General features: G+C 45.3%; 10 protein-coding genes. 8 read left to right on the forward strand and 2 right to left on the reverse strand.

Annotated elements, in window-relative coordinates; genetic code table 11:
• Window positions 1–6: 6 nt before the first annotated feature.
• From QT397_09630 to QT397_09650, 5 genes are all read left to right on the forward strand, one after another.
• Window positions 7–2,310, forward strand: a complete 2,304-nt coding sequence (locus QT397_09630) for a DUF5682 family protein (GenBank protein WNZ57579.1) — start codon at window positions 7–9, stop codon at window positions 2,308–2,310.
• Entirely contained in the window at window positions 2,298–3,521 is a 1,224-nt protein-coding gene (locus tag QT397_09635) for a VWA domain-containing protein (protein ID WNZ57580.1), read from the forward strand. The genes QT397_09630 and QT397_09635 overlap by 13 nt, the downstream gene beginning before the upstream one ends.
• Window positions 3,522–4,301: 780 nt before the next feature.
• On the forward strand, window positions 4,302–4,919 hold the full coding sequence (locus QT397_09640) for a hypothetical protein (protein ID WNZ57581.1): 618 nt from the start codon (window positions 4,302–4,304) through the stop codon (window positions 4,917–4,919).
• A 372-nt stretch (window positions 4,920–5,291) separates the two neighbouring features.
• Window positions 5,292–6,113, forward strand: coding sequence for a right-handed parallel beta-helix repeat-containing protein (locus tag QT397_09645; protein ID WNZ57582.1), 822 nt, complete (start codon window positions 5,292–5,294; stop codon window positions 6,111–6,113).
• Between the two features lie 223 nt (window positions 6,114–6,336).
• Entirely contained in the window at window positions 6,337–6,840 is a 504-nt protein-coding gene (locus tag QT397_09650; protein ID WNZ57583.1) for a hypothetical protein, read from the forward strand.
• A gap of 647 nt (window positions 6,841–7,487) precedes the next feature.
• Here QT397_09650 and QT397_09655 read toward each other — a convergent pair.
• Complete coding sequence (locus tag QT397_09655) at window positions 7,488–8,300, reverse strand: NosD domain-containing protein (protein ID WNZ57584.1); 813 nt, start codon at window positions 8,298–8,300, stop codon at window positions 7,488–7,490.
• 712 nt (window positions 8,301–9,012) lie between these two features.
• On the opposite strand from QT397_09655, the gene QT397_09660 reads away from it, so the two are divergent.
• A complete protein-coding gene (locus QT397_09660; protein WNZ57585.1) occupies window positions 9,013–9,897 on the forward strand; it encodes a hypothetical protein in 885 nt (294 codons plus the stop codon).
• Window positions 9,898–9,988: 91 nt separating this feature from the next.
• Here the strand turns inward: QT397_09660 and QT397_09665 are convergent, their stop codons facing one another.
• A complete protein-coding gene (locus tag QT397_09665; protein WNZ57586.1) occupies window positions 9,989–12,061 on the reverse strand; it encodes a TonB-dependent receptor in 2,073 nt (690 codons plus the stop codon).
• Window positions 12,062–12,498: 437 nt separating this feature from the next.
• On the opposite strand from QT397_09665, the gene QT397_09670 reads away from it, so the two are divergent.
• Together QT397_09670 and QT397_09675 are read left to right on the forward strand one after the other, a co-directional pair.
• On the forward strand, window positions 12,499–12,870 hold the full coding sequence (locus QT397_09670; GenBank protein ID WNZ57587.1) for a hypothetical protein: 372 nt from the start codon (window positions 12,499–12,501) through the stop codon (window positions 12,868–12,870).
• Between the two features lie 4 nt (window positions 12,871–12,874).
• On the forward strand, window positions 12,875–14,509 hold the full coding sequence (locus QT397_09675; protein ID WNZ57588.1) for a PepSY-associated TM helix domain-containing protein: 1,635 nt from the start codon (window positions 12,875–12,877) through the stop codon (window positions 14,507–14,509).
• Window positions 14,510–14,661 lie beyond the last annotated feature (152 nt).

Consider the following 14,661-nt stretch of genomic DNA (forward strand, 5'->3'; position numbering starts at 1 on the left):
TATCCCGTGTCCAAGGTGGATTGTCATTATTTTGGTATTCGGCACCACGGGCCCGGTTCTGCGCGGCGCCTTGTCGCCGCGTTGGATCAGCTGAAGCCAAAAAAAGTATTGATAGAGGGCCCCGCTGATTGCAGTGAATTACTGCCTCTGCTGGCTAGCGCACAGATGCAGCCGCCGGTAGCGCTACTCGGCTATGCTGCAGAGTCGCCCGGCTCCAGCCTTTACTACCCGTTTGTGGAATACTCCCCTGAGTACCAGGCCTGCCTATGGGCTGTACAACAGGGGGTAGAAGTTAAATTCATTGATCTGCCCATTAATATCCAGCTGGCGCAGTTACTCCAATCTGAAGCCCAGGACCCTGAAGCGGAGCAAAACGGCGGAGAGTCTGATTCCCCTGCGGTGGCAGGCGAGCCAGAGCCACCATCTGATACCTCTGATCCTATCGGCCTTTTGGCGAAGCTGGCGGGTTATGAAGATGGTGAGGCCTGGTGGAATGACCTGATCGAGCAGAATAACGATGACAGTGCGGAGATATTTGCCCGGGTAGAGTCGGCGATGACCGTGCTGCGCGGAGAAATAACTGAAACCGCGCCGTTATCGCAAAGGGATTTACTGCGCGAAGCCTATATGCGCCTGGAAATTGCCAAAGAAAAGAAAGGGGTGGAAGGTGAGGTTGCTGTAGTCTGTGGGGCCTGGCACTTACCGGCATTTCGTGAAAAGCACACAGCAAAAGATGACCGCGCACTGATTAAACAGCTGCCGGCGAAATTGCCCAAGAGCAAAGTGAAAACCACCTGGATTCCCTGGACATCGCCGCGATTGGCGATGGCCTCCGGTTACGGGGCTGGGGTTGCTGCACCTATGTGGTACCAGCATATTTGGCGCGAGGGCACCGGCGAGCAGTGGCTGGAGCTTTGGTTTGGGCGGCTGGTGCGCGCATTGCGCGAAAGTGGGCAAGTGGTCTCTACGGCTTCGGTTATTGAAGCCGTGCGCCTGAGCCGCAGTTTGGCAGCCGTTAGAAATCGTCCAGCTCCGGGGTTTGAAGAAATTATTGAAGCCGCTGTGGCCTGCCTCTGTTTTGGCGAGCGCCTTATTTGGCAGCAGGTAGAGAGAGAGTTGCTTCTGGGGGAGCAAGTTGGGGCTATCCCCGAGGATGCCCCACTGGTGCCCCTGCTGGAGGATCTACAGCGCTGGCAGAAAAAGACCAAGCTAAAGCCCACCGCTCTGGATAAAGAAGTTTCCCTGGATTTACGCAGTGATATCGGCCTGAATAAATCTACGTTACTGCACCGTCTTGCTGTGCTGGAAGTGCCTTGGGGTAAACCCTCCCATACCGGAAAAAGTCGCGGTACTTTCCGGGAAAACTGGGTGCTCAGCTGGCAGCCGGAGTATGCGGTAAAATTGGTGGAAAACTTAGTTTACGGTTCCACCATTGAGCAAGCGGCTAACAATAAACTTATCGAGGCGATCTCGGCTGAGAGTCATTTGGGCAAGTTAGCAGAAGTGGTTTTGCTGTCCCTCGAATCTCAGTTGCACCGGGCTTCTGAAGCGGGCCTGAAGCGATTGGCCGAGAGAGCGGCTTTGGCCAGTGACGGTATCGAGCTTCTCGACAGCTTGCCGGCGTTAATTCAGGTACAGCGCTATGGTACCGCGCGAGAATTAGCATTGGAGCAAGTTGCCGGCCTGGTAGAACGCTTAGCCATGCAATCTGCCCTGGCCCTGCCGTACGCCTGTCGCAATCTTAACGATGAAGAGTCCCTACGGCTGCGAAACAGTATTCACAGCGCTCATCAGGCACTGCAATTGGCAGAGTTGGGTGATGAAATCATGGAGGACTGGTGGCAAGCCTTCGAGCAACTGGTAGACAGCTCTCTTTCCAGTTTACAGGTCAGCGGCCTTTGTGCGCGTCTTTTGTATCAAGCTGAAAGATTTGATGGATATCGCTTACAGCAATTGCTGGAAAAATCCCTGTCTCCAGCGGTAGCTGCCGCCGATGCAGCACGATTTTTTGAGGGCTTTTTTGCCGAAGCGGTTGAGCGCCTGCTGTACGACCCGGTATTGATGGGAGCGGTACAGCGCTGGTTGCTGCATCTGGACGAAGAAGTATTTATCGAGTACTTGCCCTTGTTCCGGCGCGTATTTTCCAGTCTCGATGCGATGGAGCGTCGGCGCATGATGGAGCTGGTACTCGGTGCCCGATCTAACCACTCTGTATCCAAAGCCATTAATCCCGAAGTTTTGCCGCTGTGGTCAGAGCATCTATTGCGTATCGGCAAATTAATCCAGAAGGACAAGACATGGGCGCAGTAAACGAAGTGTCTGAAGGGCAACAACCCGATGAGATAACGGTCGATAAAGACCAGCAAAAGGAACGCCGTTGGCGCCTGGTGCTAGGGGCTGATGAAGGTGAGTCCGGGCTTTCTGAGCGGGATATGCGTTTGTCCCAAGCGTTAAGTGCGCTTTATGGCAGCGGAGACTCAGAGTCTGGTAAAAAAGGTCGAGGCGGGTTGTCCCGCTCGTCGCCACAAGTTTCCCGTTGGCTGGGTGATATCCGCGAGTTCTTTCCGACTTCTGTGGTACAAGTTGTCCAGCGTGATGCGTTTGAACGCCTTGGCCTCAAGCAGATGCTCATGGAGCCTGAGTTTTTGTCAGCGATTGAAGCGGATGTTCACCTGGTCGCTGACTTGGTTAGTCTTCGTTCAGTGATGCCCGAGAAGACTATTGAGACTGCTCGCCAGGTCATCAAGAAAGTGGTCGATGAGCTGATGGAGCGTTTGGAGCGAAAGACCACAGAAGCGGTTAGGGGAGCTGTCAATAAATCAAAACGCAGCTTTAGGCCGCGTTTTGCCGATATCGACTGGCATAGAACTATTCAGCAAAATCTCAGGCACTACCAACATGACTACCACACAGTGGTGCCTGAGAAATTGATTGGTTTTATGCGACAAAGTCGCCGACTTGCGGACCTGGATGAAGTTATTCTATGTGTCGATCAGTCCGGCTCCATGGCGACATCGGTGGTGTACAGCTCAATCTTTGCAGCGGTAATGGCTTCAATACCGGCAGTGAAAACCAAACTGGTCTGCTTTGATACCGCAATAGTAGATCTTACTGAGGACCTGGAAGACCCAGTCAGCGTTTTGTTTGGCGTGCAACTGGGCGGTGGCACAGACATTAACCAGGCGGTGGCTTATTGTGAGGATAAAATTGAGCGGCCTGGCAAGACGCATTTAATCCTGATTACCGACCTGTATGAAGGGGGAAATGAAGAGGAGTTAAAAGCACGGGTTGCTAACCTTGTTCGCCAGGATGTAAATGTGATTACCTTGCTGGCACTCAGTGATGATGGGCGTCCATCTTATGACCAGTCGCTGGCGGAAGAGTTTGCTGCGATAGGCTCTCCGGTTTTTGCCTGTACACCGGATCAATTCCCGGACCTGATGGCAACGGCGCTGCGTCGCGAAGACGTCCTTAACTGGGCTGCAGATCAGGATATTAAAGCCGTTCGGCCAAAGACTTAATATCTTGTTAGTTAAGTGATGGAGTGAGTGTGGGCACTTACTCCATATCTGATACTTTTTCTATTCTCTCAGATTATTAAAACCATAGTTTTTTAATCATTAGATAGTTATCTAACATATTTTTTAAATGAAATTGTTTATAGCGATTTGTTATTGCTCAATTCGACATCGGTTTAATAGCTGAATGTATGATCCTGGGAAGTTCGTATGGGTTACAACCCCAAAGATGCGTTTAATGAAGCTTTCTCGAAAAGTCCTGGCCGTCAATTTGGCCGAATTATAGAGTATTTAAAAATTTCCATGTCTCAGTCAGTCATTACTGTAGAGGTTGAACTCTATAGCGGCATATGGTGCAATCGGCATGATAGCCTAGTTAATATTTTGATCTATTCACATCTTTACTTAAATACCTAAGTTGTTAGTAGTAAATGTTTGTGTTTATAGAGGGTAAAAGTTAGCCAGAGAAAGTGTAGGTAAATAAAGGGAGGATTTATACGAATATTTTGTTGAGTGGTGTGGCAATATTTTACTGTTTTTTTTCAAAAGGAAAGTTATCTCATTTTTCTAGTGCTTTTCTCCTATTGTGTATCCGCTATTCATGGATATATTGATCATTATGTTGGGTAGAGGTGGCCGGGGTCTTAAATTTGTGTGAGTACACTAGTTTAGGCTGAAGGGGCATTTGGATTCTAGTGGTATTCCTTGAATACTAGAGAGCTTCAGATAAGTGATGGTTGATGATTCAGGTTATATAAGATTAACTCTACTGAGGATATAAGCATGAAAAACTATACTTCAATTTTAGTAATTCCCTTGATGGCATCTTGTGTTCAAGCACAGGCAGATTCAAGTGCGGCAATAATTGAGCAGTTAAGTAATAATAATAATGCGCAAATCACCCAGATGATAAGCATGAATGATAGTTCTACCCTGAAACAGGTAGGGGATTTCAATTCTATTATTTCAGAGCAGAGAGAAAGTTTGCAAGGTGCAATCATGATCACTCAGGTGGGGGATAATAATTTCGTTTCCGCCGTCCAATTTTCGATGTCAGCTAATAATGTAGCTAATAGTAATGTAGCTATAGGGAGCCAACAAGGGGATGGTAATATGTTTTTCATATCCCAAACAGATAGTTTTAATAGCGCCACCATTAATCAGCAGGTGGAAATGAACCAGGCAACAACTATTCATGCTGGTATGTTTAATAGTTCAGTTACCAATCAGATTGGTACAAGTAACATAGGTACAACAATACAGTCTGGAGTATCACATTTGGCTTCAGTCTCACAGACAGGGGATATAAATATGTATACCGTAAGTCAAGGTCTTCAAGTTAGACAGACAGCGGTTATTAATCAGTTGGGTAGTAATCAGAGTGCAATTATTCTGCAATAAGAATTCCGGTTTTTCTGTTTCAATTGATTTGATTATTTAATTAGTGGTTTCATAGGATTATTATTTTAGCTCAAAATTTTAGAGGTTATATATAACTTCACGTAAATATTATTGCAAATTGTATTTGTATATTGTTTATTTGGGTTTGAGTAAACAATATGGCTAAATATTTTTCAGCTTATAAGGTTGTCTAATTTTTGGGGCGAAAAGTTGCTATGTTACCGTATGCGATTAGATAGTCGGTTTTTTAATTTTTATGATAATTCATCGTAGATTCAGTAGTAATTTCTCATGGTTCTTTTTGTTTGTTGGATCAAAATTTCTAGCGTAGTGGGAAGTTTTTAATCATGTACGTAACTCCAGCAGGAAAATATGAACATATTTAAATCTATTGTTAATAGAGTCGTCACGATCATATTGATAAGTGGGGCTAATCTATCCATCCCTGAGATAGCACTGGCTGATGATGTTGAATGTGGGGATACGATTACCACATCCGTTACTTTGGATGAGGACCTCACTTGTGATGTCAGCCCCGCTTTAACTGTCATAGGCCCAGATGGACGCTTGAATATGACCGGGTACGAGGTTCAATGTGATGGTAGTGAAGTTGGAGTGCTGTTAGAGGGGCGTGCAGCGCTACTTCGAGGAGGGCAGGTTGCAGATTGTGAGGTGGGTGTTTTAGCGAATGGAGATGGATTCCATAATATTCAAGCGGTATCGACCACTGCAAATGCCAGTGCCGGATTTGAATTAGTGAGCAATAGCAACTATATGACAGCCTGTACCGCTCAAACAAATACGGGGGTTGGACTAATTGTTACTGGAGAGAGGAATAACGTCTTCCAGAATACCTTTGAAGAAAATACCCTGAGTGGTATCCAGATAGATGGTGATCGGTCATATATAACAGAGAATTTCTGTTTTGAGAATATGGGCTCAGGAATAGAGATTAATGATTCCAGTAATAGCTGGATCGTTGAAAATGCATCGGAAAATAATGGCACTTCAGGTGCGGGAACGGCAGGAATCTTAATGAATGATTTTGATCAGCAATATAACTTGATCATTTTAAATGTGGGGATTCTCAATGAAGATTTCGATGCGCAAGATTTAAACAGTGATCCCTGCAATGGTACAAATTTATGGCGAAATAATACTTTTGATACTGTAGATCCTAGCTGCCTGGATTGAAATATACGGATATAAAAAGATAGTGCCACTATGGTGGCTTCGGTAGTGGTGTTATCTTTTACAATTTATATTCCTGTAGCTTGTATATCAATATGCTCCATTCCCCGCTTAAACTATTTTACTAAATTTTGCGGACAAATTTCCCATGGCTGTTACCAGTTTTTGACTCAAAATCAGCATGACATATCTTTTCTGTATTTGAGCTTTATTTGGGAGGACTCTCGTGAGCTTTATATCTCGATCTGTGATAAGCAAGGCATTGATAACTTCTTTGGCGGCTTCTTTATTGTCTGCATCTTTGTGTTCACTAGCAAATGGTGCTGTTGAGTGCGGAGACACCATAACCAGTCCGGTAATACTGGATCAAGATTTGCTCTGCAATGTTACCCCGGCTTTGACTGTAACTGGGCCGACCGGATATCTGGATTTGAATGGTTATACGCTGAGTTGTGATGGAACTACAGTGGGAATTTTGGTCGATGGTTTTGCGGCCATAATATCGGGCGGGGTGTTACAGGATGGGTTTGTATCTAATTGCAATACAGGTATTTCTGTGGAAGGTTCCGGTATTCATAATTTGTTCGGCCTGAACACCTCTGGTAATACTTCTTCTGGTATTGAGTTTGTTAGTAGTAATAATACGCTAGCCATATCAAATATATCGGATAATGCAGGTACAGGTATTATAATCGCGGGGGAACAAATAATCTGTTTTCTAATGACATAAGTCGAAATGAAATAACGGGTATACAGGTAGATGGTAGCAGTTCAATAATATCGTCAAATACAGTATCGGATAATACTTTAACTGGAATACAAATTAATAGCGCCAGTAGCTGTCTTATCAGCCAGAATACGGTGGAGAATAATGGCACTCAAGGGTCAAATACTGCAGGAATCTTAATGGAGCTATTTGGCCAGACTGGAAACAATATCGTAGGCAATACTGTCTCTGGCAATGTGGATTTTGACTTGCAAGATGATAATTCTGCCCCCTGTGAGAATAACTGGGTAGGAAATTCACCTGACGCTACTACCTCCGGAGATTGTGTAACGTCAAATTAATAGCGTTTTACGATAAGTTGATAGGCTTGCAGGCAGTTTAATGGTGTCGCCACAGTATTGCGGACACTGCAGCTAGTGTAATTGCTGAAAGCCTGATTTCCCTTTAGATTTTCGTTTTCATATTTATTCCTGAGGGATATCCAGTCGGCCAGTGTGGATTGATGTAGTGAGAGGAGAGTTTGGTTTGCTAGGCTGGTTCAGTTATAGAGAGATATTCTCAGAAGTAAGATATAGATAAGCGTTAATTGTTTTTATGCGGGATTCAAAGGCTAGAAGTTTAATGCCTTGAATCCCGCAATTATTTTTAAGCTAGTTAATGCAGGCGTCATTTGATGAGCTGAAAATATTACCGTACCATGTGGTTCCTACACAGGCAGGAGTATTATCATCAAATAGGTCATCTATATCATTAGATTCAGCAGTATTTCCTGTTACGAAATTCCCTACTTGCCCAAAATTACTTACTGAAATACCGTATTCGTTATTACTTGATGTAGTGTTTAGTATAATGTTGGTGTAGTTTGCATCTTGGATTGCTATTCCAGAAAAAGTATTATTTCTGGCGGTGCTTTGGAAAACTTGATTGTTATCTCCTGAGATAATAATGCCACCTTCCCCATTGCTGGTGGCGCTTACTTCAAAAAAACTATTCCAGTCGCCGAGAACGATAATGCCATTACCAAAATTAAAGTCATTGATTGAGCCGCTGACAATATTGCGACTGCTACTGACTGACATTCCCAAAGATCCATTTTCTTGCGTTGTAACGCCGATGACATTGTGAAGGCCGCTGCCTTCTACAGATACGCCTATATCACATGATGTAATGATGCCACTGGATGCTTGGCTATTAATAAGTACAGCTGTAGTTCCTTCCAGTAGAATTCCTGTGCCAGCCAGGCCATCACAGGATAATGAAAATCCATTGAGATCGAGACTACCGGTAGGGCCCATTATTGTGATGGCAGGAGAAATCGCACAATTAGATATATCCGCATCCAATACTTCGGCAGTAGAGATTATATCACCACAACTTACGGCTAAAGCAATGCCCGGTGCACTTATTAAGCAGCAGCTTGCTGCTGAGATTATTGATGTTTTAATATTTAAAATCGCCTTCATTGATATATTCCTATTGTGATTGTCTGATATTTGAAGTGGTTGATAGGGTGTAAATATCTCGAATTTTGGTCTTTGTTTGGTTGGTGACAATAGGAAGTTGTTCTCATATTTATGGAGAATAATTCCTATTGATTAACTATGTTGATGGGATATGTGCTGGAGGAGTTGGGTTTTTATTATTTGGTGTTTTATAGATGAGTTTAAAGGTTGGCTTTTCGGTTCAAATATGCGTAGTGTTTCCATAATTGTTCTTTGGTGGCGTGTCAATTAGTGAGGGCGTGATTTTCTAGAGTGGTTTGTGGCCTGGTTGATATTAAGAGAGGGTATGTTTGAGAGGTTTCGTTGTATGTGTGTAGTGATGGCGTTAAAAATAATGGATTCGCCTACAGTATGGCTGTTTTCCTAAATAGGGGGGAACTTTCTTCCTATATTTTCCGCACTATTCTCCTATTGCTGAAAGTGCCATCGGAGATAAGACTCAACACAGCATCAAGCATAGATTCCTGAAGGAAGCTGGGGATTGAGTCCTTGAGAAGCAAGAGTTTATAAGCATAAATGCTGAAGTTCCGGTATTTGTTTTAGCAAAATTAAGCGCAGCTGATCGTAAATCGCTTTCTCTTAATGTTGTTGCATATGGTGCTAATTAACTTCGTGTGTTGATGCAGTATAAGAATCTTAATTTTGCGACATTTCATATTCTAAGGAGATAAATATGAAAAGGTGTGCCCCGTTGGCGGCTGCGGTCCTGCTTGCTGTTGCAAGTCAGGGTGTTTTTGCCTCCGACAATGTTGCGGTTCAGAACCAAAGTGGAATAGGTAATACCGCGACAGCGGATCAAAGTGATCCATCCGTTACATTTAACTTTATCAGCCAAACCCAGACTGGAGACACTAATACAGCCACTGCTACTCAGGTAAACGGAAATACCGGAAGCACAGTTAATCAGATACAAACAGGGAATTTAAATTCTTCCACGGTTGCTCAGAATTCATCTGATACTGTGGCTGCCGTTATTACTCAAAATGGGAATACTAATGTTGGCGTAATTAATCAGGTGGCGTCTACAACCAGTACTGCAACTATTAATCAGTTTAATCTGGTTAACTTTGCCACTGTTACACAGTCAAGTAGTACTACTGATACAGCAGTTATTAATCAAGTGGGTGACAACAACACCGGTACGGTTGTTCAAACCAATAGCACGACGAGCTCGGCGGTAACTGCCCAGCAAGGGAATTTGAATGTGGCTACTGTGTCGCAGTTTAACTCTGACACGAATACTTCCACATTGAGTCAGCTGGGAAATAGTAATAATGCTACAGTGAATCAAACAGATAATAATAATACCAGTGCCATTAGTCAGCAAAATGAATTTAACACCATTATCCACGCTCAATCAGGTAGCTTCAATTTAGCAAGTACTACTCAGATCGGTTTGAACAATACGGGTTCTACGATCCAAAGCGGAACCTTTGGTGTTGCTACGGCATTACAGCAGGGTAACTTAAATATGTTTACCGTTAGCCAGGTTAACGATTTTCAAAATGCTAATGTTTCCCAGATTGGAAACAGCAATATGGTAATAATTGTGCAGTAGGGCGAGGCTTAGGACGATATCGGAATTCCGGTCCCTGTGTGAGATAAACTCAACTAGGGGCCGGATTTTTAGCTGTTGGTAAAGGAGCTAATTAGAAGTGGTAGGTAGCGGATACACCAAAATTACGTGGGTCAATAATTGCAGCGTAGCCGTCTGGGTAGCTGCGGCCAGCTGGCTCTCTATTTGTATAGGCTTCTTCATCCAGGGCATTGTTAATAAACGCTGCAATGTTCCAATCTTCACCTTCGTAGTTCACGTTCAATCGGGCCAGAGTATAGTCACCGGCGACTCTTTCTTCAGTGTTGGCGAAATCACCATAGTACTCAGCTACATAATTGGCTGAAATACCTACACTAAGTGCATCATTAAACCAATACTTTGTACCCAAGTTTGCGGTGACATTGGGGGCAGAGTTGAGTTCATTGCCATTCGCATCTGTATAATCCGTACCGGCATCGGTAATTTCACTCTCTAGCAGGCCTAGACCTGCACGGAGTTCCCACTGCGGGGTTAGCATAGCAATAGCTTCAACTTCCGCACCGTAAGTCTCGACGCTATCCATATTGACGATTCTACGGGCAGAGCTGAGAGCTTGATAGCCGGAGTATTCGTTGTAGAAGAGGTTGCCAGTTATGTTGATGGTGCCGTCTGCTAGGGAGCTGCGCAGAGCCAGCTCGTAGGTATTAACGGTCTCTTCATCGTAATAATAATAGTTGTACTCGAATGTTTCCGAGTCAAAAGTGAGGGCGCCACCAGCTGAGTTGTATCCTTTTCGAGCGCTAGCAGAGATGACAGTGTTTTCGGTAAGATCATATTGCAGTGCAATTTTTGGAAGAACGATTGTCTCGTCGGTATCAAGAGAGTCGTCCTTGGGTTCGCCGAAGAATAGCAAGCTAAAGTAACGGTCCTGTTCCTCCTGCTCTACGCGTAGACCACTGATTAAATTCAGCCTATCAGTCAGTGCATAAGTGACTTCGCCATAAAAAGCAGTAGAGGTACTTTCATCATCACCGAAATAGATGGTACTACCAGTGCTGTCAAATTCTTGCTCTCTTTCAAAGTGAGCAAAGCCGATAAATCCGTGCAAGCTATCACTGTTGAGGCCAAAGTTCAGTTTTGCGTCGAGCGTGATGTTCTGTTCGTCCATACGAACATACTGTTGGTCAGTAGCTTCCTCTTCATAGGAGTCAAAGCCCCACTGATAATCCATATAGGCCGCGAGGACTTCGATGGAGGTATCATCGTTGATCTGGTAATCCACTTTGACGCTAGTCGTGGTGGATTCAGTATCCATATTGCGATAGAAAGCAGGCTTATATTCGTAGGGATCGTCCAGGGTATAGTAGATACGCCCCGTATTACCTTCTTCGCTATTGGTAGATACAGCCACGAGCGCTTTCAGTTTTTCTGTGGGAGTCCACAGCAGCTTGCCTTTTAGTCGCTGGGTTTCCAATTCATTTAGGTCGAAATCAGCAGGATTATTTTCATATTCTTCAGCATTAGACAGTGTGTCGCCGGTGAGCTGTTGAGCAGTTATCCGAAATGCGAGGGTATCATCAACAATTGGGCCGGAAATCATGCCAGAAGTATCGATGTAGCCGTCCTGGTCGCGGTAACCTACGCGAGCTGCACCTTCCCAGTCGAAGCTGGGATCTTTGGTTTTGATAAATACAGAGCCGGCAATGCTGTTACGGCCATTGCTGGTGGACTGGGGTCCACGAAATACTTCAATTTGTTCTACATCCCAAATACCGGAATCACCCGTGAGGTCTGCAACAAATGGCTCGGCGACACCATCAATTAACGTGGAGACACGGGCTTTGGCACCACCGGTAAAGGAGTTAAAGCCGGTGGCTGAACCGTTACCGGACACACCGCGAATATCTGGAGTAGCGCCGGAAAGTACCACCACGTTAGAGATATTAGACACCGCATCGGTGATGCTCAGGTGTTGCATGCTATTTAAGGTTTCTTCGGTAATCACGGATACCGAAGAGGTGGTTTCCTTGAGGGAGCGCTCTGTTTTCTCGCCAATAACAATGACATTTTCCATTGCCTGCGGCGCATACTCTTCTTTCTTCTCATCTGCGGCGATTGCAGTCGCTCCAATCGAAGCAAGAATAGTGAGTGAAACGGCTTTGCTGAGCAGGTGGCGTTTATACATAGCGTAATCCCTAGCAAGGTAAAGAAGTCAGGACGACAAGGAAGATCGGCAGCGAATATAATGCTAATCATTCTTATTTGCAAATAGGGGATTGCCGCAATAAACTCTCACTATTATTTCGTCTGGCAACGGCTTAGCTGCACCGATTGATCAGTGCCTGGCAAACAATTTTCTACCACTTTAGTGGTAGTGCTTCTAACCCTTAAGTGAAACTAGAAATGTATTCCTCAGTTTTAACGGGACTCGGCCTATTGAGTTGTCTCCTTGCGTCTTCTGTCTTTTATTTAGGCTGTCCCAATCAGCAGTGGCGTGAGCAGAGACCAATCCAGTTTTACCCCGCTCTTCTCATCAGTTTTGCGCTCCTTGTCATTTCCTGGGCACTTTTCCACCAAAATTTTTCGGCAACGTCAGCTTCCTTTACGCTTCTTAGCACTTTTATGTTAGCGCTGGGATTGCTGCCTTTTAGCGGTGTATTGGACAAGCCGGGCAAAGTCTTGGCAAAGAAAAAGAAGCGAATTCAAAAAGGGCTGGAAGGCTACAAACCCCACTGGTGGATTAAAAGCCTGTGTGCAGTTTTATTCGGATTGCCCATCGCAATTGCCATTGCTGGATTGATTGCTCTGTGGGGCCCCGGTGATGTAGTGGTCGACGATAAAAGCCAATTTGTGATGTGGCTGATCACTCCTGTCTGGCTCACTTTGGTAAGTCTGGTTTACCTGTTTATTAGTGTCAGGCGTATGTTGTCTCTCTACCTGGGGCTAAATTTGGTGCTGTTTACCCTGTTGTGGGTAGCGAAATTCGGAGGCTAAAAATATGCGCGTTGAATTGATTAAAACTTATAAAAGCGTGCATACCTGGACCGGTATTCTTGCGGGCTTGTTTCTGTATATCGCTTTTGTCGCTGGCGCTCTGACCATGTTTAAAGGGCCCCTCAATCAATGGGCTCTGCAGCCTGAGACCACCCTGCCAAGTATTTCTGTCGATCAGTATGACAGCCTTATTTCCGAAGTTTTGCAGGCGCATCCGGAAGCAGCAAAACAGATGACTGTCGAATTGCCGCTGGCGGGGCAGCAGGCTGCACCAGTGAGTTGGGAAATAGAGGACGAAGAAACCCGTGACCACACCCTCTGGTATGCCAGCTTCGATGAAAAAGGGCAGCTGATTACTCAGAGCTTTACAGTTTCCGCCATTGGTGAATTTGTCGACCATTTACATCGCACCGCCGGTATTCCCGGTGGTGAGGGCCATGATGCTTTTGGTACTTATGTATTGGGTGTTGTGGCGGCACTGTATTTTGTGGCGCTGATTTCGGGCCTGATTATTTTCCTGCCCACATGGTTCAAGGACTTATTGGTACTCAGAAAGGGTAAGAACCGCAAGCGCTACTGGCTGGATTTTCACAATGTACTGGGTATCACCTCTCTGCCGTTTCACCTGGTTATCGCTTTTACCGCCTTCGTGTTTGCCTTTCATGATCCACTTTATGGTGCTCTGCGCGTGGCGGTATACGGAGATTCCCCCATGTTCACTCGCCCGGCGCCAACAGAGGTGAAGAGCTTCACTGAGTTGGTGCCGGTCGCAGAGTTGGAAGCTGCGATTCAGGAGGGGGAGCCCAAATTCCAGATGGCGGAAATTCTCTATTTGAATCTGGATACCCGCGCTCCACGTATGCGTGTAGGTGGAATCATGCATGGTGAGGTGGTGCGAGGTGCTGAGTATGCTTATGTGCTAGGCAACCCTTACTTGAGCGAAGTTCCCTATAGCAGCATTCTGCCCAATAATTTCAATGGCTATAGTGGCACGGTATTAAGCATTTTTTCCCTGCATTTTGGAAGTTTTGGTGGAAATGCCGTGCGCTGGGTCTACTTCATTCTCGGCATTATGGGAGCACTGATCTTCTTCACCGGCAATCTACTGTGGATTGAAAGCCGGCGCAAAAAACGCAGGGGGCAGGGGACATTACCGGTACAAACAACCTCATCAATGGTAATGGCAAAGCTCACAGTGGGGGTTGGGCTGGGCACTATCTTGGGGGTCGCCGCTAGTATGCTGGCAGTTAAATGGCTGCCCCATGCGCAGGTGGATATTGAGTTTTGGCAGAAAGCCGCTTATTACACAGGGTTCTTATTTGCGCTGATCTGGGTATTTATACGTCGTCCCATGGCTGCTGCTCGGCAGCTCCTTGTCTTCTGTGCCGCCGCTATCTTCCTGATACCAATTAGCTCACTTATCAAAGGTGAGTTGTTGGGGGCTGCTACCCAGGTATGGGCGGTTGACGTTGTTGCGCTACTGATAGGTGCATCATTTGTTTTACTCTTGATTCATCTTCGCAAGCGGCGGGCAAAAATCGAAGCGGACAGTGTATGGTCTGAACTTGTGGAGAAACCCGCAGTAGAGAGCAGTATTCAAAATCCTTTACCTGATACCCATCCACAGGCATCAGGATAATTAAAAGGGGCTCTATTCAGAGCCCCTTTTTTGATGATATATGGGTACTATTGGAATGATTATTTTACCTTTAGTTCATGCCTGATGCCTCTATAGGTATTGCTAAATAGGCTGACTCCAATTCTTGTGCTTATGCGCTTATGAATAAGTTG

It is taken from the genome of Microbulbifer sp. MKSA007, from assembly GCA_032615215.1.
Classification (GTDB): Bacteria; Pseudomonadota; Gammaproteobacteria; order Pseudomonadales; family Cellvibrionaceae; genus Microbulbifer.